Genomic DNA, 20900 nt, shown 5'->3' on the forward strand with positions numbered 1-20900 from the left:
TGAGCATCTTCAAGAGACCATCGACCCACTACGGCAAATCGCCCGTGCCCGAGACGCCCTACCAGCGCGCAGCGCAGATCTGGGACGACCGCATTGGTTCAGCCCGCATCCAGGCCCGCAATTGGCGGCTCATGGCTTTCGGCTCCCTGACCTTGTCGGCAGGCCTGTCCGCCGCGCTCGTCTGGCAGACAGCCAGTGGTTCGATCGTTCCCTGGGTAGTGCAGGTCGATCATCTGGGGCAGGCCCAAGCCGTCGCCCCCGCGACTGCCGACTATCAGCCAACCGATCCACAGATTGCGTTCTATCTCGCGCGCTTCATCGAGCAGGTCCGCAGCATCCCGGCAGACCCCATCATCGTGCGTCAGAACTGGCTGCGCGCCTATGATTTTACGACGCAGGCCGGGGCTCTGGCGCTGGGGGACTATGCCCGTGCCAACGATCCCTTCGCCAAAGTCGGCAAGACGCAGGTCGCGATCGACGTTTCCAGCGTCATCCGGGCCTCGCCCAGCTCGTTCCGCGTCGCCTGGGTCCAGCGAACCTATCAGGACGGCGCGCTCGCGGCGACCGAGCGCTGGACCGCCATTCTGACCATCGCCGTGCAGCCGCCCCGCGATCCCGAGAAACTCCGGGCCAATCCGCTCGGCATCTACGTCAACGCCATCAATTGGTCGAAGGAGCTTGGACAATGACATCCACCTTGCGCCGAGCCGCGAGCCCGAGGTTCCCGGCTATCCTGTTCGCAGCCATCCCCGCCGTGCGCAGATGTGCGCTGCCTCTGCTGCTGGCCACGTCCACGCTGGGCGGCTGCGCCACGGTGCAGAAGCCACCAGCCATCAATTTCGACGATGCGCCCGCAGCCATGCAAACGGTTGAACCACCGGCGCCCGTCAGCGTAGTCGAAATTCCGCAGGTGCTACCGCTACCGGGACAGCTGAAACCGGTTGGCAAGGACGGACCGTCAACGCCCGACCTGCCTGATCCAGCATCCCGTGTGAACGCCGCCAATGCCGCCGCGCGCATGCAGCCGGTGAGGAACGGCTTCATCAATGCCATTCAGGTTTATCCGTTCGTCGATGGAGCGCTCTATCAGGTCTACACCGCACCGGGGCAGATCACCGACATAAGCCTGCAACCGGGCGAACAGCTCGTGGGTGCCGGCCCCGTTGCTGCTGGCGACACCGTTCGCTGGATCATCGGCGACACCGAAAGCGGTGTCGGCGCATCGCGGCAGGTCCACATCCTCGTCAAGCCGACGCGCGCATTGTTGATGACGAACCTCGTCATCAACACCAACTTGCGCACCTACCACATCGAGCTGCGCTCCACTGAGAAGACCTATATGGCATCGGTCTCGTGGCAGTATCCGCAAGACCAGCTCATCGCGCTTCGTCGCCAGAATGCCGAGGCCAGAGCCGCGGAGCCCGTCGCATCGGGCATCGATCTCACCCGCGTCAATTTCCGTTACGCGATTGCGGGTGATCGTGCGCCGTGGAAGCCACTGCGGGCATTTGATGACGGTCGCCAGGTCTTCATCGAATTCCCGCGCGGTGTAGCCCAGGGCGAGATGCCGCCAATCTTCGTAGTCGGCCCCGAAGGCAGTACGGCCGAACTGGTGAACTATCGGGTCCGGGCCAGCTACATGATCGTCGATCGCCTGTTTGCCGCTGCGGAACTGCGCTTCGGGTCCGGCAAGCGTCAGCAGCGGGTGCGGATTTCGCGCACCGACGGGAGGCCGGCATCGTGAGCGAGCGACAGGAACCCGGAAGAGAGGAAAATGCGGTGCCGCAAGGGGCTGCCCCGGCGGAAGCGGACGACGGCGATGGAGCGCTGCCGCTCGTCGGTGAGCCGGTCGCCCGCATGCGCCTGCGGCCAGAGCCGCCCCGCGTAACCCGACTGTCGCGCAAGGTCCTGGCCGGGGTCGGCATCATGACCGGCCTGGGTATTGGCGGCGCGCTGATCTACGCACTCCAGGCCCAGCATGGCGGCAAGGCGACCGAAGAACTCTATACGACGGATGGGCGCAGTACGCCCGATGGCTTGGCCAGCCTTCCCAAGGACTACCGCGCTGTCCCGCGTCTTGGTCCGCCGCTGCCGGGTGACCTTGGACGCCCGATCCTCAATGCCCAAAACGTCGGCCAGACCGGTCCAGTGCCGGGTATGGCGCAGCCTGTTACCGCGCCAGTTGGCCCCGATCCGGAAGTTCAGCGCCGCCTTCAGGAATTGGAGGCCGCGCGGACGGCTCGCCTGTTTTCTGCTTCCCAGGCTGCTACTGGCAATGGGTCGTCTTCATCTCCGCCGGTAACAGCGCCTGGTGTGACGGATCTGGCTGGGCTGGGTCTCGCGCCGCAGCCGGCCACACCCACGGGGCAGGACCGGCAACTGACTTTCCTTGGGCAAACGCCTGACAAACGCACGGTTGCGCCAGACCGGATCGCAGCGCCAGCCTCCGCGAACGTCCTTCAGGCCGGCGCGGTTATTCCTGCCGCGCTGATTACAGGCATCCGCTCCGATGTGCCAGGCCAGATCACGGCGCAGGTTACGCAGAACGTCTATGACAGCCCCACCGGTCGCATCCTCTTGGTGCCCCAGGGAGCCCGGATCATCGGCCAGTATGACAGCGGCGTCGGCTTCGGCCAGCGCAGGGTCTTGCTGGTCTGGAATCGCCTCATCATGCCTGATGGCCGCTCCATTGTCCTTGAACGACAACCCGGCGCCAATGCCGAAGGCTATGCGGGCCTCGAAGATGGCGTCGATTTCCACTGGGGCGAGATGTTCAAGGCTGCGGCGCTCTCGACGCTGCTTTCGGTGGGCGCCGAGGCAGGAACCAGCCAGAATGAGAACAGCCTGGTGCAGGCACTGCGTTCAGGCGCCTCGAACAGCATCAACCAGACCGGTCAGCAAATCGTGAGCCGCCAGTTGGGCATCGCGCCAACACTGACCATCAGGCCGGGATTTCCAGTGCGGGTCATGGTCACGCACGACCTGGTTCTCGAACCTTACGGAGGCTGACATGGCCAAGCTGAAACTCGGCCCGATCGCGGACGACAAGCCGGTCAAGATCACACTGGAACTGCCGGCAAATCTGCACCGCGATCTCGTCGCCTACGCTGCGATCCTCGGCCGTGAGGGCGGCCAGGTAGCGACTGATCCGCTGCGTCTGATCGTCCCCATGCTCGAGCGCTTCGTCGCCTCGGATCGGGGCTTTGCCAAGGCACGCCGCGATGTGCTTCGCGCCGTCGGAGACTGACCGGTCGTTGCCTTGCTGACCCCGCGTCATGTCTTGGAAGCGAGATCCTTGTCTGGTTCGCTTGTCGCGTCGGGATCAAGAAAGCTGAAGGCCGACTGCTTGGTTGCATCGGTCATCGACCGCGCAAGTTCCATCAAGCCCAAGAGCGCGGGATTGTCGTTGCTCGGCGACCAGACGGCGCAGAACGGCAGAATTTCATCTTCGATCGGGCGGAAGACGACCCCTGGAAAATGCGCAGCTGTGGTTGCCTCGCTGGTTACAGTGAGTCCGCGGCCCAAGGCGACGAGCCGCATGAGATTGTCGCGCCCGACGGCGTGATGGTGGATTTCCGGGTGGCGACCAAGATCGGCAAGCCGCTGCACCAGATAATCATGGATCTCTTGGCCAGGTGCGGCTTCGCTGACGATGAAAGCTTCGTGGGCGAGACCGCTGAATTGGACTTGAGGCTCGCTAGCGCGCGGATGATCCGATGGCAGAACCACGAAGATGCGCTCAGACCAGAGCTGCTGGCTCGCAAATCCGGGCCATTCGTCGGCGCCGGTTATGAAGGCAATATCCAACTGATGCTGGCGGATCGCGGCCAGATGGTCTGCCGGATTGCCATCGATGAATGTGAGTTTGATCGCGGCGTGCTGCTCGCCGAAGGTCTGAATGAGATCCGACAAGAACCCGGAGGCGAGGGATGAGAATATCCCGATCCTGAGGTGCCCGTCCTCACCGCGACCAATCGCGGAGACCTCCGCCTTGGCCATGCCGATTTCCGACAAGGCCTTGCGTCCTCGCTGAACAAACTGTTTGCCGGCATGAGTAAGCTTCACGCCGCCTGGCGAGCGGATGAAGAACGCCGTACCTAATCTACCCTCAAGGTCGCGAATACGCCTGCTGACAGCAGATTCCTGAATGCCGAGAACTGCGGCGGCCTGCCGGAAGCTGCCGTGATCGGCAGCAGCTACGACATAGCGGACGTGGCGGAGTTCAATTCGCGATCCAGGCAGGCTTTTTTCCTTCCGTCAGAAGAATAGTGCCGGGCGTTTCCGTTACGAACGTGAGGGAACTGGCTGACACTCGGTCTGGACGGACGAGCTGGTTGGTTGATCCATAGAATGTATCGGTAGGCGCCCTTGGACGACCCGCGCTGCCGCGACCTCGCTGCGGATGAAACAGTCCTCGGCATGGTCATTGATAAGTCCCATCGCCTGCATGAAGGCATAAACGGTGGTTGGTCCAACGAATGCCCAGCCACGGCGTTTGAGTTCCTTTGACAACGCAATCGAGGCAGCTGACGTGGATCGACTCTGCGGATATGCATCATCCTCCGCAACAGGTGCATAACTCCAGACGAAGGCGGCAATCGAACCCTCGCGCACGACCATCTCAACCGCACGGCGGGCATTGTTGATGACCGCTTCAATCTTGCCACGATGGCGCACTATCCCGACGTCGCCGAGCAGCCGTGTGATGTCGCTCTCATCGAAGAGAGCTACTTGCCTGAAATCGAAGCCGCAAAAGGCGGCGCGGAAATTTTCGCGCTTGGCAAGGATTGTTCGCCAGCTCAGACCCGATTGAAAGCCTTCGAGGCACAATTTCTCGAAAAGGCGAATGTCGTCTGTGACCGGGAAGCCCCATTCGCGGTCATGATAGTCGAGAAAAGCGTCCGTTGTTGCGCACCAACCGCAGCGGGGTCGACCATCCGGTCCAGCAACGGTCGTACTCATGCTGCCTCCTGGTCTAGCAAGAAGCGGAGGTTTGGTGCGGCCTGCCCCGGTACGAATTCATGCACTGTCGCTGAGACCACTCTTTTCGTCACAAACGGATCGCATGCGATCCGTGCATCGATTGCCTCTCGGCTCTCGCTACGCGCCAGAATTGCGCCTCCCGCGCCTCCGGCAAGACTTCCGACGAGCAGGAATTCCCCGCTCTCCAGCCCCTCGCGGATCCATTTCTTATGGGCGTCCATGAGTTCGGCGGCTTTGGAGCGATTGTCGCTGAACGCGAGAAAGATTATAAACATCGACTTCCCCCTTATTGCGCTGCCAGTTCGTGTACCCACGCACACATACGGTCGACCTCGGTCGCAACCCAGGTATCATCGCGAAAGGCAGTGTAGAGCGTCGCCGCACCCTGACTGAATGCGAGCACACGAAGCGCCAGTCCCTGTGCCTCTTCGCCCCGGCCCAGTTCAGTGAAGCGCTCTGTCAACCAATCACGGAACTGCGCGAATATCTCCACGGCGCCGGGAAACGCATTATGGTCCAGCTTGGCCAGTTCGTTGCACAATGTGCCGACCGGACAGCCATGCTCCCTGATCTTCTCGCCATTGACAATGAGGATGCGGATGAAGGCACAGATGCGCGCGATGGGATCGTCCGCCTCGGCTGCCCAGCCCTCCAGCATTGCGCGCGTGGCCGCTTGTCGTTCGTCGATGACGGCGTCCAAAATCGCGTCTTTTGTACGAAAATGATAATAAAAATTACCGCGTGACATACCCACGGCATCGGCGATGTCCGAAAAGGAGGTGTCTCCGTAACCGCTTTCATAGATTAGTCTGTCCGCAGCAGCGACAATCTCGCTGCGGGTCGCTCTACCGCCTTTTGCGCCTTTACGGTTTGTTTCAGGCGGCATTGGCTTCGGCATCTTGATAGAATGGATAATCAGCGTATCCATTTTCGCCACCAGAATAGAAGGTGAGTGGATCGGGATTATTTAGCGGAAGCGATTCCCGGAAGCGGCGAACCAGATCGGGATTGGCGAGAAACGGCGTTCCAAATGCAACCAGATCAGCGTCGCCTACCTGCAATGCTGCCTGAGCCCGAGCCAAGTCATATCCGTTGTTCGCGATATAGGTCCCTACGTATCGCGCGCGCAACGCCGCGTAATCCAGCGTCTTCCTGTGGGTCGCCATGTCACCTTCGAGAATATGGAGGTAGGCAAGATTACGGGCGCTCAACTCATCCAGGACGTAGCCGAAATGCGTTTGCGGATCGGAGTCGGACATCGAATTAAAGCTGTTCTCCGGGGTAAGGCGCAGGCCCACACAATCAGCCGACCAGATCGTCAAAACTGCATCCAGTACCTCGTTCAGCAAGCGCATTCGGTTCTGGATACTGCTGCCATAGGCGTCCGTGCGGTGGTTACTCCCGTCCCGAAGGAACTGGTCGATGATGTACCCGTTTGCGCCATGTACCTCGATTCCGTCGAACCCCGCTTGCCGGGCCCTGACGGCTGCATGCCGAAAGGTCGCGACGATATCGGCGATCTCAAGGGCTTCCAGCGCCCTTGGTGTGACAAAATCCTGCATGCCCTCATAGGTAACCGCTTGCCCTTCGGGCTTCAGGGCTGACGGCGCCACGGGCAGCGCGCCTTCCGCCTGTAGGCTCGGATGCGAAATCCGACCGCAGTGTTGAAGCTGGACGAAAATTCTACCCCCGGCCGAGTGAACGGAATTTACGATGCGCGACCATCCGGCCATTTGCGCATCCGTGTGAATTCCGGGAGTGAAGGGATAGCCTATAGCCTGCGCCGATATTGGGGCGGATTCTGCAATGATGAGCCCTGCAGTCGCCCGCTGACCATAATAGGTCGCCATAAGTTGCGTGGCGACACCGTCACGATCCGCACGATTCCTGGTCATGGGGGCCATGACCACGCGATTAGGCAGAGCTAGTTTGCCGAGCCGGAAAGGCTCGAAAAGATCCGCAGGCATTCTAGGCACTCCTGAAAGCGATTGCTTGACGACTCATACGATCGTCCTAACCGTCATTAGGACGATCGTATGATTTATGTCAATAAGGCCAAGAACCGCTCTATCGCTTCCACTGCCCATGCCTCAAAAAATGGAGGCCGTGCAATTTCCGATGATCCGATCAATTTGGGCACGCGGCGGTACAGTTTCCCCACAATGGGCGCGCCGGCGACCGGAGCTCGTTGAACCGGCGCGCCCTTCATTTTCTAAGACATGCCGAAGAACGGCATGCAGCCAGCACTATGTTGGCTGACCTAGCGGGCTTCCTGCGGGTTCGCCGCCATTCCCGCCACCGCCCTTGATCCACCCCTCGCGGCGGCTTCTCCGACGGTCCCGGCGCTTGATGGGTCCCGGTCCCCAAAGCAATATCGGCTCGTCACACCTTCGAGGCGTGATCGAGCGAGGTGGCTTGTACAATGGCGCGAAAATTCTCGGAGAACTCCGGATGCCGTGTCTTTAGAAATCGTTCGATCTCAGGCTTCGACATCAATCGTTCGAGGAAGCCCGAGGCAACGACGAGGACCAACATGTCATCCCCATAGGACACCTCCAGTTCCTTATAGTCCGCGTTGAGCGAAGCCATTTCCCGTTCGAGCCGGGCCATCTGTTCGGAGGAGAGGCCCGTTGATTTCTTCAGGTCATCCGGCTTGTGCAGATCGGCAGGTTTGGATGTCGCCAGCAGCGCCTTTGCATAAGAGGACGTGTAATTGTTGGCCGACACCATGAGTTCGGCGACCTCCAGCTGACGGATCGGCTTCATTTTTCGCAGCTTCTGGAAAGCGTTATGCCCGACAGGCTTGTCCTTCAGCAATTCCGCGACGTCCTGGCTAATCCCCGACAGGAGATGCCTCCGCTGGCCTTCAGCTTGAACGAGACGCGGTTGTAGACATTGTTGCCGATGTACTTTTCGTTGGTCAGGATCTGGTGAACCGTGCCTCGGGTCCACGGTCGGCCGAGATCGGTCACATGCCCTTCGCAGTTCAATATCCCGGCGATTTCGCTTTCGGTTCGCTGCTGCACGACAAACATGCGGTAGAGACGCCGCACGATCTCGACCTCTTCAGGCGGGCCAGGTTGCAGGACCACGCGGTCGGTCTGGAGGCTCTTCTGCTCGCCACGTTCGAGTGTCGTCTTGGGATTGAAGTGCTCATCAACCAGCACGCGGCGCAGGCCGAAGCCCGCTGGTCCCCCCTGCCTGAAACCAAGCCGGATGAGGCGGCACTGACCGGTGAAGACCTTGGCGGACAATTCCCGGCTGTATTCTCCGGCCATGGCCCGTTTCATGCTCTTGATGATCGTCGCACTCAGGCTGCCGTCGTTCTCGAACTGCTCCGCGCAGTAGTGTACCTTTATCCCGCCTTCACGGCAGATGAACTCATAGTAGGCGCTTTCGTCGGCATCCTGAAAACGGCCCCATCGGCTGACATCATAGACGAGGACCACCTCGAAGTCGGTGTTACCCGAGCGGACATCCGCGATCAGCTTCTGAAGTGAAAGCCGGCCATCCAATTTGAGACCGCTCTTCCCCGAGTCCTCATAGGTCCGAACTATCTCGAATCCACGACGCACTGCATACTCAGCAATGATCTCCGCCTGATTCTCAGTTGAATACTTCTGATGCTCGGTTGACATGCGCACGTACTGCGCCGCCCGTATCAGGCGCTCAGGCTTTTCGTCGCTATTGCCCGAAGTGTTTGTCACGACCGATGCTTTCAGTTCGCTCCCAGGAGACGCGCTAAGCCCGACGCGGTCTTGGCCCGATTGAAGGAGCGATCGGCATGATTTCGGACGACGTCCGCCGTCAGATCGCTGCCGGCGAATCCAACATTACCGCGTTTATCGCAGACCCAGCCGATATAGATCACATCGCGGCAACGGTTGCGGGCTTTCTCAATGCCAACGGCGGCATCCTGTTCATAGGCGTGGCCCAATCCGGAAAGATTGTCGGGGTGGGGTCTGACATTGAGGCAGAAGAGCGCCGCAGGGAAATCGAGCATCACCTTCGCGATCGAATCTCACCAGAGGCGCTTTTCACAGTGAGCGTCGATGTGGAGAAGGACAGGCCGATCATAACGATCGAGGTCCCTCAAGGCCGCGATGGGCCTTATGCTGTCAATCGAGCATTCTATGTACGGCGCGGCGCATCCACCGTGCAGTTCGACGACGCGACTCTCAGTCAGTTTCTTCGCAACCGTGCGATTGAGACCCAGCGCTGGGAACGCCGCCCTTCTGTCGGCATGCTCGACAGCGACATCTCGTTTCCCGAGATCAACCGCCTCATGGCTGACGCACAGCGAACGGGTCGCTTTGATTTCACCGGTCGCGAGGATGGCATGTCCCTTCTCGGTCGCCTTGGCCTTCTATCTGGTGGCGATCCCACGCAAGCCGCCGATGTATTGTTCGGCAAAGAGCCGGAACTGCGACATCCGCAATGCCGGGTGCGCTACATCCGCTATGAGTCCGACAAGGTGGGGGACCGATTTGCCGACGATCGCTGGATTTCGGGACCTCTCGGTTTGGTCTTCGATCAACTTGTCGAGCGTTTGGCTGCGACCGTTCATATTCAAGCGACTTTTGAGCCAGGCAACCCAGTCCGTCAGGATCGCCCGACCTACTCGATGGCGGCGCTTCGCGAGGGTGTCGTCAATGCGCTGGCACATCGCGACTACGCAGATTTCTCGAGTGGCGTGACTATCTCAGTTTTTCCAGGCCGGATCGAGATTTGGAACTCGGGTAAGTTGCCATCGGCGCTTAAAATCGCTGATTTGAAGAAGGTTCACCCTTCAATCCCGACCAACCCCGATATCACCTTCATCCTCTATCTGAGGGGCCTTATGGACCGCCTTGGGCGAGGTACTCAGAAGATTCTTCTGGGGTGCAGGGAGCTAGGCGCGCGGCCGCCTAGGTGGGAAAGCAAAGCGTCCGGGATTACGCTAACCATTTACTCGGCGAGCAATAGCGATGTTGATCCCGTTTTCCTGAATGAGCGTCAGCGTCGCCTCATCGAGAGGTTGCGTCCCGGTGACGTAGTGCGTGCTACTGACTATATGGTTGAAGAAGACATCTCGGAGCGGCAAGCTCGGCGTGACTTGTCTGACATGGATGCAGCGGGCTTGCTCGAAAAGGTCGGCTCGGCGAGGGCCACAGCTTATAGGCGGACGGAAAGGGAGGTCTGATCGGTCAGGAGTATCCGGCCAAATCCGGACAGCCAATGATCGGAAGGGGAGTGGTCAACTTTGCTTGGATTTCCTCGACTATCCGCAGCTCAATCCCGTTAGCGAAGGGAGTATCCGGCCAAATCCGGCCAAATCCGGCCACGTTTCGAAGGGGCTAAGGAGCAGGTAAAACGATCGGCATACGCTCATGCGATGCAAAAATGGTGCTTCCTATGTGATTACATTCGCCAAAACGGCCGTCAAAAAAGTTACTTTTTCCATTTTTTAATCAAGATGTTATATGACTTTTGCGCCTAAAATCTGGTACTTCCGCTATCGAAAGCGGTGAGGCGAGGCGCAGACCGCGCCTGATCGGAGCCGCTCAGTTCGCCGGTTTGGTGACGTCGACCTTTTCAACCCATTCCGGGTAGAAGCTCGGCTCGCGGTTGGACCATCCGATAGCCGTTGCCGCCGCTTCGCTGATCGACTGCAGCAGCAGGCGGCGCTTGTCGGGGTGGAGATTGGGCAAGCTTGCCGCGGCGCAGAAAGCACCGGGCAGCCATGGCCGCGCACCCGCGCCAAGCAGGCGCTCATAAAGAAACCGGTAGGCCGAAAAGCTCGATAGCCTGTCCTGCCCCAGATCAAAGGCGGAAATGGTGATGAGCGGGGCCATAAACGGCTCCATCTGCTCAAGCCCGCTGTCGTCCGGCACGATGGTGCGCAGGTCTTGAATGCGCTCATAGACGCGGGCCTGTGCGCGGATACTGGCAGCTTCTACCACATCGCGGCACCACAGCTCCATTGCATCGGCACGATGAAAGGCAACATCGAGGGAGCGGCGAATATAACGCTGGGTAGCAGCGGGAAAGCTCGCGAACTCGCGCATCTCCGCCAAGGTGATTGTGCCGTCTGCAGGTTTGCCGCTCATCATACCCATTGGTTGTTCCCTCCGAACCTTCCCAACTCGGACTATCCATCTTATGCGCACACAGCGGTTAGCAAAGGCTTAAGCATGTGTTGTCTGATGTTAATGTGGAAAAATGCTGCATTGCAACATAAATTTATGATCAAGCAGATCAGATTGGCACAGGTGGAGATTGCGCTAGTGCCCCTTAGAACATATATGGAACGCTCGCAGCGCCTGATATTGCTTATTTTTGCGGCGAAACACCAGTTACGGACCTCTTCATGCTGACCCATATCAAAGTGCGCGGCGCGCGCGAGCATAACCTCAAGGGCGTGGATATCGATCTGCCGCGAGATCGCCTGATTGTCATCACCGGCCTCTCCGGCTCCGGCAAATCGAGCCTCGCGTTCGATACCATCTATGCCGAGGGCCAGCGCCGCTATGTCGAGTCGCTGTCCGCTTATGCGCGCCAGTTTCTGGAGATGATGCAGAAGCCGGATGTCGAGCATATCGATGGCCTCTCTCCAGCCATCTCTATCGAGCAGAAAACGACCAGCCGCAATCCACGCTCCACCGTCGCCACCGTGACGGAGATATACGACTATATGCGCCTTCTGTGGGCGCGGGTCGGCATCCCCTATTCTCCCGCGACCGGCCTGCCGATCTCGGCGCAGACGGTGAGCCAGATGGTCGACCGGGTGATGCAGTTGCCGGAAGGCACACGCATCTATCTGCTCGCGCCCGTGGTGCGCGGCCGCAAGGGCGAATATCGCAAGGAACTGGCCGAGTGGCAGAAGGCGGGCTTCACCCGCGTGCGGATCGATGGTGAGTTTTATGGCATCGAGGACGCGCCCGTGCTCGACAAGAAATACAAGCACGACATTGAGGTGGTGGTTGATCGCATCGCGGTGAAGGACGACATCGGCACCCGTCTGGCGGACAGTTTCGAGACGGCGCTGAAGCTGGCCGAGGGGCTGGCATACGTCGATCTGGCCGACGGCATTGTGCCGGGGCGCGAGGCCGAGGTGGCGGATGGGGGCGCGATGAAGGGCGCGGGCATCCCCGCGAACCGCATCGTCTTTTCCGAGAAGTTCGCCTGCCCGGTTTCCGGCTTCACGCTGGCGGAGGTCGAGCCGCGGTTGTTCAGCTTCAACGCGCCACAGGGCGCCTGCCCGGCCTGCGACGGGTTGGGCGAGAAACTGTTGTTCGATGAGCAGCTTGTGGTGCCCAACGAGGCGCTGTCCCTCAAAAAGGGAGCGATCGTGCCCTGGGCGAAATCCAACCCGCCTTCGCCTTACTATATGCAGGTGCTGGAAAGCCTCGCCAAGGCCTATGGCTTCAGGCTCGATACGCCATGGGCGGAGCTGCCCGGCGAGGTGCGGCTCATCATCCTGCACGGCACCGGCGGCAAGCCTGTGCAGCTCACCTTCAAGGACGGGCGCAAGGAATATAGCGTCAACAAACCGTTCGAAGGCGTGATCGGCAATCTCAACCGCCGCATTCTCCAGACAGACAGCGCGTGGATGCGCGAGGAGCTGGGGAAGTATCAGACTGCGCAACCCTGCGAAACATGCAACGGTGCGCGCCTCAAGCCGGAGGCGCTTTCGGTCAAGATCGCGGGTGAGGATATTTCGATCCCTACCCGCCGCAGCGTGGTGGATGCGCTGGCATGGTTCACGGACCTGCCGCGTCATCTCACCGATCAGCAGAACCAGATCGCCAAGGCGATACTGAAGGAGATCATCGAGCGTCTGGGCTTTTTGAACAATGTTGGCCTCGATTATCTCAACCTCGATCGTACATCCGGCACCCTTTCCGGCGGGGAGAGCCAGCGTATCCGCCTGGCGTCGCAAATCGGCTCCGGCCTGTCAGGCGTGCTCTATGTGCTCGACGAACCCAGCATCGGCCTGCACCAGCGCGACAACGACATGCTGCTCGCCACGCTGAAACGCCTGCGGGACCTCGGCAACACCGTGCTGGTGGTGGAGCATGACGAGGATGCGATCCGCGCGGCGGACTATGTCGTCGATATGGGGCCGGGCGCGGGCGTGCATGGCGGCGAGGTGGTGGCACAGGGGACGCTTGAGGATATTCTCACCGCAACCGGCAGCCTCACCGCCGATTACCTCAACGGCACCCGTGAAATCGCCGTGCCGAAAAAGCGGCGCAAGGGCAGTGGCAAGAAGGTGACGGTGCATAATGCCCGCGCTAACAATCTGCGCGGGGTGACGGCGAGCATTCCGCTGGGCACCTTCACCTGCATCACCGGCGTATCCGGCTCCGGCAAATCGAGCTTTACGATCGACACGCTTTATGCGGCCGCCGCGCGGACATTGAATGGCGCGCGCATCATCGCGGGCGCGTATGACAGGATCACGGGCCTTGAGCATTGCGACAAGGTGATCGACATCGACCAGTCGCCGATTGGCCGCACGCCACGCTCCAACCCCGCGACCTATACCGGCGCCTTCACCAACATCCGCGACTGGTTTGCGGGCCTGCCGGAAGCCCAGGCGCGCGGATATAAGCCGGGGCGTTTTTCCTTCAACGTCAAGGGCGGGCGCTGTGAGACCTGCACCGGCGACGGCCTCATCAAGATTGAGATGCACTTCCTGCCCGATGTCTATGTCACCTGCGAGGCGTGCCACGGCAAACGCTATAACCGCGAGACGCTGGAGGTGAAGTTCAAAGGGATGAGCATCGCCGATGTGCTCGACATGACGGTGGAAGATGCGGTCGAGTTTTTCAAGGCGGTGCCGCCGATCCGAGACAAGATGGCTATGCTGGCCGAGGTGGGGCTGGGCTATGTCAAGGTCGGCCAGCAGGCGACGACGCTGTCTGGTGGCGAGGCGCAGCGGGTGAAGCTCGCCAAGGAACTCAGCCGCCGCGCCACCGGCAACACGCTGTATATCCTGGATGAACCGACGACCGGCCTACACTTCGAGGATGTGCGCAAATTGCTGGAAGTGCTGCACGCGTTGGTGGAGCAGGGCAACAGCGTGGTGGTGATCGAGCATAATCTCGATGTCATCAAGACGGCGGACTGGATCATCGACCTGGGGCCGGAAGGCGGCGTGAAGGGCGGGGAAATCGTGGCCGAAGGCACCCCGGAGCAGGTGGTGAAGGAGAAGCGGAGCTATACGGGACGGTATCTGGCGCAGCTGCTGCGCTGAGGCAGCAAGACTACTTCACGCAACTTATCGCTCCTTTGCGGGTTTAACCGGGACATGTTCCTACCCCCAAGGAGAGATACCATGCCCCAGTCCCTCAAATCCCGCGCGATGCTCTCGCTCTGCGCCCTGTCAGCCCTGCCGCTTGCGGCGTGCGCCGGCTATGGCGATGACCGTCCCCGTTATGCTGACAGGGGCTATAATGACGGCTATGTGCTGCGCGACGATGACCAGATTTATCGCGACGCCAACGGCAATTATTATTGCAAGAAGCCCGATGGCACGACCGGCCTGATCGTCGGCGGCATTGCGGGCGGCGTGTTGGGCAACGTGATCGCGCCGGGTGGCAGCAAGACGCTGGGCACGATATTGGGCGCAGCCGGCGGTGCGCTCGCGGGCCGGGCGATTGATCGCAACAACGTGCGCTGCAAGTAACAAGCACAAGGTGGTGGCGCGGGTATAGAGAGCGCCGCTACTGTTGGCATTGCGCGCAATAAAAGGTGCTGCGTCCGCCGTCCGCGCGGCGCTGCACCGGCGCGGCGCAGGCGGGACAATCTTCACCCTCGCGCCCGTATACGCGCCACTGCTTGGCGAAGTAGCCCAGCTCGCCATCGGGCCGGGCGTAATCGCGCAGGGTGGAACCGCCCGCGAGGATCGCAGCCGCCAGCACGTCGCGGATCGCCTGCACTAATGCGGTGAGCTTGACGGGCTTGATCCGCCCCGCCGCCATATTCGGCGCGATGCCCGCCATATGCAGCGCCTCGCACACATAGATATTCCCCAGCCCCGCGACCACGCGCTGATCGAGCAGTGCGGCCTTGATTGCAGTGGCTTTGCCATTGAGGGCCGCCGCCAGCGCTGTGGCCGTGAAGCCATCGCCCAGCGGCTCCGGCCCCATGCGCGTGAACGGCGGATAGTCCGCCAGCGCATCGGCCCGTATCAGATCGACAAAGCCGAAGCGACGTGGATCGCACAAGGCCAGCCGTCGCCCGGCTTCCGTTTCCAGCACCAGATGGTCATGCTTGCCCAGCTCATCCGGGTCCACCCGCCACCGGCCAGACATGCCGAGGTGAAAGATCATCATATCTCCCCGGTCGGTCTCTATCAGCCCATATTTGGCGCGGCGGCCAAGGCTGGACACGCGCGCACCCGTCAGGCGCTGGCGCAGATCAGGCGGGAAGGGTGTGCGCAGGTCCGCCCGGCGCGGCTCGACCCGCGCCAGCACCTGCCCCTCCAGAACGGATCGCAATCCTGCGACGGTGGTTTCGACTTCGGGAAGCTCTGGCATAATCCCGTGCTTAGCCGCTTCCCACGACGATAAACAGGGGCTAGAGACGGGCCATGAACGAAACGGTTTCCTTTGGCTATCGCGAGGTCGATGCCAGCGAAAAAGCTGGCATGGTGCGCCAGGTCTTCTCTGGCGTGGCAGGCAGCTATGACCTGATGAACGACGCTATGTCTTTTGGCGCGCACCGGCTGTGGAAGGACCAGTTTGTCGCGCGGGTGAAGCCGCGTGCGGGCGAGGCGATCCTCGATATGGCGGGCGGCACCGGCGACATTGCCTTCCGTCTCGCCAAGGCGGGCGCGGCGGTGACGGTGGCAGATATCAACCCGGAGATGCTGGCTGTCGGGCAACAGCGCGCCGGGAAACGCCAATTATCAGGCCTCCTATGGTCAGAGCAGAACGCCGAGGCGCTGAGCTTTGCCGATCGCTCGTTTGACGCATACACGATCGCCTTCGGCATCCGCAACGTCACCTTCATCGACAAGGCCTTGGCCGAGGCGCACAGGGTGCTGAACTATGGCGGGCGCTTCTTTTGTCTGGAGTTTTCCACCTGCGTCTGGCCGGGCTTTGCCGAGATATATGATGCCTACTCGCACCGGCTGGTGCCCAAGATTGGCAAGGCACTAGCGAAGGATGAGGAGAGCTATCGCTACCTTATCGAGTCAATCCGCCGCTTTCCGCCGATGCCGGAGTTTGAGCGCATGATCCGTGCGGCGGGTTTTGCGCAGACGAAGGTAGAGCCGATCTTGGGCGGGCTGGTCGCGATCCATTCGGGCTGGAAAGTATGAACGGCTCAGTCGTTCATGTCCCTGCGATGGCGGGGATCCAGATAATTTCATGACCTCCCATGTCACCCACCTCTGGCGCCTGCTGAAATGGGGGCGCATCCTCGCTCGCCATGGTGCGCTGATGGGCATCGAGCGCGATGTGAACACGCCCGCGCCGGTGCGCCGCCTTGTGCGCATCGCCCGGCTTGGCGCGCGGGTGCCGAAGCAGCCGCGCTATGCCGAGGCGTTTCAGGCGATTGGGCCCGCGGCGATCAAGCTGGGGCAGACGCTCGCGACCCGGCCCGATCTGGTGGGAGAGGCCGCCGCGCGGGATCTGCTCACGCTTCAGGACGCGCTGCCGCCTCTGCCCTTCCCTGCCATTCGAGCCGCGGTGGAGAGCGCGCTGGGCCAGCCGCTTGAGGCGCTCTACGCCCGGTTCGATGAAGTGGCGGTGGGCGCCGCCTCAATCGCGCAGGTCCATCGGGCGCAAACGACCGACGGGCGGGACGTGGCGGTGAAGGTGCTGCGCCCCGGTATCACGGAGCAGTTCGCGCGGGACATCGCGACATACGAATGGGCGGCTGCGCATCTGGAGCAACTGGGCGGAGAGGCGAAGAGGCTGCGCCCGCGCCTCGTGATCGCCAATCTCAAACGCTGGACCGCGCGCGAGCTGGACTTGCGGCGGGAGGCGGCTTCGTCTTCCGAGCTGGCCGAGGCGATGGCGGCGGAGGCGGGCTATGTGGTGCCGGAGATCGACTGGGACCGCACCACCGGCAAGGTGATGACGATGGCGTGGATCGACGGCATCAAGATATCTGACCGCGAGGCGATCATCGCCGCCGGGCATGACCCGAAGGCGCTGGCCGCGCGGCTGGTGAACACGTTTCTGCGGCAGGCGATTGCCGAGGGCTTTTTCCACGCGGATATGCATCAGGGCAATTTGTTCGTGACGCCGGACGGGCGGATCGCGGCGATTGACTTTGGCATCATGGGGCGGATCAACCGGCAGGCGCGGCTGTGGCTGGCCGAGATACTTTATGGCCTGATTACAGGCAATTACCGCCGCGTGGCAGAGATTCATTTCGAGGCGCAATATGTGCCCGCGCATCATGATGTCGCGGAATTCGCCACTGCGCTGCGGGCGGTGGGCGAGCCGATGCGGGGAAAGCCGGTGAAGGAGCTGAGCGTCGGCCAGATGCTCGACGGCCTCTTCGCGATCACCCGCGACTTTGACATGGAGACGCAGCCGCACCTGCTGTTGCTGCAAAAGACGATGGTGATGGTCGAGGGCGTCGCCACGGCGTTGGACCCCGATATCAATATGTGGGAGACGAGCGGGCCCTATGTTTCCGCCTGGCTGCGCGACGAGCTGGGGCCGGAGGCAAAGGTGGCGGATGCGCTGGTGGACAACTGGCGCACGCTGATGCGCCTGCCCGATCTCGTCCGCCGGATCGAGGACCGCTACCCCGCCCCCGGCGGCGCGCCCCCGCCCCCGCCCCCGCCCTTGCCCGACGTGCGGCTCATGACATGGCAACCCGGCTGGTTCGTCCGCTATGGCGCGGTGGCGCTTGGCGCGGCGGCCATCGGCGCGGGCCTGATGCGGGCGGTGGGTTAAGCCTCCTCTCGCAAAATAACCAAATAGGAAAAATTCTTCTGTCCTACAGCGTCACGCTCAGGCTAGGACGACAGGCATGATGGCGAATCGCGTCGAGGGGGACGGGCCGGGGCGGAAGCGTTCCGGCCCGTCCCCGCTTGTGGCGCGGATGCGGAGGCATGATGGCAGGGAAGGAACGCACCGAACCGGAACAGGGCGCGGGCAAGCCAGCGGGCATGAAGCTGTGGGTGCAGCAGCGCGGACCGGGCGAGCCTGCCCGCGCGCAATATTACCGGCCGCGCAAAAGCAGTTGGACGGGCAAGAAAATGGCGCAGTTTCTCGATGTGCTGCGCGCGACATCGAACGTGACCGAGGCCTGCCGCGCGGTGAAGATGGATATTTCCGGCGCCTATGCGTTGCGCAAGAAAGACCCGGCCTTCGCGGCTGGCTGGGCCGAGGCGCTGGAGCAGGGCTATGCCGAGCTGGAGATGCTGCTGCTGCGCCAGTCGATCCACGGATCGGAGATTACCGAACAGGTCGACGACGGCAATACAGACGGCAAGAAAAAAACCAAAACGGTTCACAGCTACCCGCACAGCATGGCGCTGAGGCTGCTGATGGCGCACAAGGGCGCGGTCGACGCCTATCGCGCCGAGCAGGGAATAGACCGGCCCGGCAGCGATGCGCTGCATGCCGAGATTCGCGCAAAGATCGCGCTTGTCCGGGCGCGGAGTGACGGGAACGGTTCCGGTGAAGGGAATGAAAATGCATGAGCCGATCGATCTGGGAGGAATTGGCCCACTGGCCTGAGGAACGGCTCGACGCGCTGCTCGATCAGCTGGGCCATGCCGGGCGCGCGACGCTGTTGCATGACTGGTCGGTCCATGCGCGGCCAGAACAACTGGCGCCGGATGGCGACTGGCGCATCTGGCTGATGCTGGCCGGGCGCGGCTATGGCAAGACCCGCGCGGGGGCGGAATGGGTGCGCTCCATTGCCGAGCGGGATGGCGGCGCGCGGATCGCGCTCGTCGGCGCTACGCTGCATGACGCGCGCAGCGTGATGGTGGAGGGTGAGAGCGGCCTGCTCGGCATCGCGCCGCGCTGGGACCGGCCGATCTGGCACCCGGCCTTGAAGCGGCTGATCTGGAAATCCGGCGCGCAGGCGATGCTGTATGGCGCGGCGGAGCCGGAGAGCTTGCGCGGGCCGCAGTTTACCCATGCCTGGGCGGACGAGCTGGCGAAATGGAGCTATGCCGAGGCGGCGTGGGACAATCTGATGCTGGGTTTGCGGCTTGGTGCGCAGCCACGTGTGCTGGCGAGCACCACGCCGCGCCCGGTGCCGCTGATCCGGCGTCTGGTGGAGCAGGCTGGCGTGGTGGTGAGCCGCGGGCGCACCCGCGACAACCGGCTGCATCTGGCGCAGGGTTTCCTCGCGGCGATGGAGCAGGACTATGGCGGCACGATGCTCGGCAGGCAGGAGCTGGACGGAGAGCTGATCGATGAACCCGAAGGCGCGCTGTGGACGCGCGCGCTGATCGAGCAGGCGCGGGTGCGGCGCGAGGCCTTGTGGAACGATGGCGACAGCCCGTTTGCGCGGGTGGTGGTGGCGGTCGATCCGCCGGCGTCGTCTGGCGGGGACGCATGCGGCATTGTGGTTGCCGGGCTGGGGCTGGATGGCATAGGCTATGTGATCGAGGATGCGTCCGCCGCCGGGCTAAGCCCGGAAGGCTGGGCGGCGCGGGTGGTGGCTGCCTCCGCGCGCCACGGCGCGGACCGGGTGGTGGCCGAGGCCAATATGGGCGGCGATATGGTCGAAAGCGTGCTGCGCGCGGCGGAAGCCGGGTTGCCGGTGCGGCTCGTGCACGCCAGCCGGGGCAAGAGCGCGCGGGCAGAGCCTGTCGCGGCGCTCTATGAGCGGGGGCGGGTCAAGCATATCGGTGCGTTTCCGGCGCTGGAGGATCAGCTCTGCGGCATGATGATCGGCGGCGGCTATGAAGGGCCAGGCCGCTCGCCCGACCGGGCGGATGCGCTGGTGTGGGCGCTGAGCGCGCTGATGCTGGAGAAAAGCGCCGGCTACGGGATCAGGAGCCTGTGAATGGCGTATCATAAGGGGACGATCGGGAGCGCCGGTTTTACCGATGTATCCCCGGCGGGAAATTTGAGCTATAACAGGCCTGTGGGTATGTCTGAGTTTGGATGAGACCGTGAGCCTCAAGGTAGCGGAGATAAGTGATGCTGGCTCCCCCCCAGAGCTTTGGCGGGTGGTGCGCGGCTATTATCGCGAGCTTGGTTTTCGCGGGTTCGCCTATTTCATGGCGAACCGGGGCGACTCGTTGGTGCGGGGTGGATTCAACCTTGTTCATCGCGGGTTTTCGCGCAAGGTCGTCCAGGCCTATGTGACCGAAGGCTGGGGCGAGAAAGATCCGCTGCCGCAAATAGTTATCGGCAGGGGCGCGCCTACCCGCTGGTCCGAGGCCTGGAGCCAGATGCAGCCGGACGCCGAACACATGGCGTTCCTGAACCGGATGCGCGAGGCGGAACTGGACGATGGCTTTACCCTGCCGGTCTATGGGCCGGGCGGACGCAACGGCAGCGTCAATATAGGCGCGGCGGTGAGAGAGAGCGTGTTCGAAACCGCACCGGTCGATGAAATGCACATGGTGGCGCAGGTTGCGCATATGCGGCTATGCCAGCTTTTGCCTGACAGGGGGCCGCTGGAAAAGCCGCTTTCCGCGCGGGAGCTGGAAATTCTGGACTGGGTGGCGCGCGGCAAGAGCAACGGTGTGATCGCCGACATTCTAGACCTGTCTGGCGCGACGGTGGATACCTATTTGCGGCGCATCTATGAAAAGCTCGATGTGTCGGACCGCACGTCTGCGGCGGTTGTCGGCGTCGGCATGGGTCTCATCGCCGCCTAGAGGAATTGCTCTCCATCGGTCTGCAAATGGCGTTCTGCTGCGCTTCCGGTGCTCACGACCCTTAAAGGTCGCTGCGCGCCGGTTCTCGCATTCCACCATTTTCGACTCAATGGAG

At 61.9% G+C, this 20900-nt stretch carries 21 protein-coding genes; 12 read left to right on the forward strand and 9 right to left on the reverse strand.

Features of this window, described 5'->3' with window-relative positions; genetic code table 11:
• The first annotated feature begins 5 nt into the window (after window positions 1-5).
• The 4 genes from trbF (at window position 6) to EQG66_RS03025 (ending at window position 3247) form a co-directional block, all read left to right on the forward strand.
• Window positions 6-689, forward strand: coding sequence for a conjugal transfer protein TrbF (gene trbF / locus EQG66_RS03010; RefSeq protein WP_129403264.1), 684 nt, complete (start codon window positions 6-8; stop codon window positions 687-689).
• On the forward strand, window positions 686-1744 hold the full coding sequence (trbG, locus tag EQG66_RS03015; RefSeq protein ID WP_129403071.1) for a P-type conjugative transfer protein TrbG: 1059 nt from the start codon (window positions 686-688) through the stop codon (window positions 1742-1744). Before trbF ends, trbG begins: the two co-directional genes overlap by 4 nt.
• Before the next feature lie 113 nt (window positions 1745-1857).
• On the forward strand, window positions 1858-3009 hold the full coding sequence (locus tag EQG66_RS03020; RefSeq protein ID WP_129403265.1) for a TraB/TrbI/VirB10 family type IV secretion system protein: 1152 nt from the start codon (window positions 1858-1860) through the stop codon (window positions 3007-3009).
• Between the two features lies 1 nt (window position 3010).
• Window positions 3011-3247 carry a DUF2274 domain-containing protein gene (locus tag EQG66_RS03025; protein ID WP_129403072.1) on the forward strand — a complete coding sequence of 79 codons (237 nt, stop codon included), beginning with the start codon at window positions 3011-3013 and terminating at the stop codon, window positions 3245-3247.
• A 26-nt stretch (window positions 3248-3273) separates the two neighbouring features.
• Here the strand turns inward: EQG66_RS03025 and EQG66_RS03030 are convergent, their stop codons facing one another.
• From EQG66_RS03030 to EQG66_RS03060, 7 genes are all read right to left on the reverse strand, one after another.
• On the reverse strand, window positions 3274-4242 hold the full coding sequence (locus tag EQG66_RS03030) for a LysR family transcriptional regulator (RefSeq protein ID WP_220428631.1): 969 nt from the start codon (window positions 4240-4242) through the stop codon (window positions 3274-3276).
• A 42-nt stretch (window positions 4243-4284) separates the two neighbouring features.
• Window positions 4285-4962: a DNA-3-methyladenine glycosylase I gene (locus tag EQG66_RS03035; RefSeq protein WP_129403074.1), complete on the reverse strand. Its 678-nt coding sequence runs from the start codon at window positions 4960-4962 to the stop codon at window positions 4285-4287.
• Entirely contained in the window at window positions 4959-5258 is a 300-nt protein-coding gene (locus EQG66_RS03040; RefSeq protein WP_129403075.1) for a YciI family protein, read from the reverse strand. Before EQG66_RS03040 ends, EQG66_RS03035 begins: the two co-directional genes overlap by 4 nt.
• Window positions 5259-5269: 11 nt before the next feature.
• Complete coding sequence (locus EQG66_RS03045; protein WP_129403076.1) at window positions 5270-5869, reverse strand: TetR/AcrR family transcriptional regulator; 600 nt, start codon at window positions 5867-5869, stop codon at window positions 5270-5272.
• Complete coding sequence (locus EQG66_RS03050) at window positions 5859-6950, reverse strand: alkene reductase (RefSeq protein WP_129403077.1); 1092 nt, start codon at window positions 6948-6950, stop codon at window positions 5859-5861. The genes EQG66_RS03045 and EQG66_RS03050 overlap by 11 nt, the downstream gene beginning before the upstream one ends.
• A gap of 415 nt (window positions 6951-7365) precedes the next feature.
• Window positions 7366-7800, reverse strand: a complete 435-nt coding sequence (locus EQG66_RS03055) for a plasmid partitioning protein RepB C-terminal domain-containing protein (RefSeq protein WP_245987819.1) — start codon at window positions 7798-7800, stop codon at window positions 7366-7368.
• Window positions 7794-8690: a recombinase family protein gene (locus tag EQG66_RS03060; RefSeq protein WP_281273890.1), complete on the reverse strand. Its 897-nt coding sequence runs from the start codon at window positions 8688-8690 to the stop codon at window positions 7794-7796. Before EQG66_RS03060 ends, EQG66_RS03055 begins: the two co-directional genes overlap by 7 nt.
• A gap of 77 nt (window positions 8691-8767) precedes the next feature.
• Here EQG66_RS03060 and EQG66_RS03065 point away from each other — a divergent pair, with 77 nt between their 5' ends.
• Window positions 8768-10165: an RNA-binding domain-containing protein gene (locus EQG66_RS03065; RefSeq protein ID WP_129403078.1), complete on the forward strand. Its 1398-nt coding sequence runs from the start codon at window positions 8768-8770 to the stop codon at window positions 10163-10165.
• A 361-nt stretch (window positions 10166-10526) separates the two neighbouring features.
• Here the strand turns inward: EQG66_RS03065 and EQG66_RS03070 are convergent, their stop codons facing one another.
• Entirely contained in the window at window positions 10527-11081 is a 555-nt protein-coding gene (locus EQG66_RS03070) for a hypothetical protein (RefSeq protein ID WP_129403079.1), read from the reverse strand.
• Between the two features lie 251 nt (window positions 11082-11332).
• Between EQG66_RS03070 and uvrA the strand changes: the two genes are divergently transcribed.
• The gene (gene uvrA / locus EQG66_RS03075; RefSeq protein WP_129403080.1) at window positions 11333-14224 is read left to right on the forward strand and encodes an excinuclease ABC subunit UvrA; all 2892 of its coding nucleotides are present in this window, start codon (window positions 11333-11335) and stop codon (window positions 14222-14224) included.
• Window positions 14225-14305: 81 nt separating this feature from the next.
• Complete coding sequence (locus EQG66_RS03080; RefSeq protein ID WP_245987821.1) at window positions 14306-14656, forward strand: glycine zipper 2TM domain-containing protein; 351 nt, start codon at window positions 14306-14308, stop codon at window positions 14654-14656.
• Between the two features lie 37 nt (window positions 14657-14693).
• Here the strand turns inward: EQG66_RS03080 and mutM are convergent, their stop codons facing one another.
• Window positions 14694-15509, reverse strand: coding sequence for a bifunctional DNA-formamidopyrimidine glycosylase/DNA-(apurinic or apyrimidinic site) lyase (mutM, locus tag EQG66_RS03085; RefSeq protein WP_129403081.1), 816 nt, complete (start codon window positions 15507-15509; stop codon window positions 14694-14696).
• Between the two features lie 53 nt (window positions 15510-15562).
• Here mutM and EQG66_RS03090 point away from each other — a divergent pair, with 53 nt between their 5' ends.
• The 5 genes from EQG66_RS03090 (at window position 15563) to EQG66_RS03110 (ending at window position 20785) form a co-directional block, all read left to right on the forward strand.
• Window positions 15563-16294: a class I SAM-dependent methyltransferase gene (locus EQG66_RS03090; RefSeq protein WP_129403082.1), complete on the forward strand. Its 732-nt coding sequence runs from the start codon at window positions 15563-15565 to the stop codon at window positions 16292-16294.
• A gap of 49 nt (window positions 16295-16343) precedes the next feature.
• On the forward strand, window positions 16344-17888 hold the full coding sequence (ubiB, locus tag EQG66_RS03095; protein ID WP_129403083.1) for a 2-polyprenylphenol 6-hydroxylase: 1545 nt from the start codon (window positions 16344-16346) through the stop codon (window positions 17886-17888).
• Between the two features lie 158 nt (window positions 17889-18046).
• Entirely contained in the window at window positions 18047-18640 is a 594-nt protein-coding gene (locus EQG66_RS03100) for a hypothetical protein (RefSeq protein WP_129403084.1), read from the forward strand.
• Entirely contained in the window at window positions 18637-19962 is a 1326-nt protein-coding gene (locus EQG66_RS03105; protein ID WP_129403085.1) for a DNA-packaging protein, read from the forward strand. The genes EQG66_RS03100 and EQG66_RS03105 overlap by 4 nt, the downstream gene beginning before the upstream one ends.
• 109 nt (window positions 19963-20071) lie before the next feature.
• Window positions 20072-20785, forward strand: a complete 714-nt coding sequence (locus tag EQG66_RS03110) for a helix-turn-helix transcriptional regulator (protein ID WP_129403086.1) — start codon at window positions 20072-20074, stop codon at window positions 20783-20785.
• Window positions 20786-20900: the final 115 nt, after the last annotated feature.

Source organism: Sphingobium fluviale (assembly GCF_004122115.1).
In the GTDB taxonomy this organism is placed as follows: domain Bacteria; phylum Pseudomonadota; class Alphaproteobacteria; order Sphingomonadales; family Sphingomonadaceae; genus Sphingobium; species Sphingobium fluviale.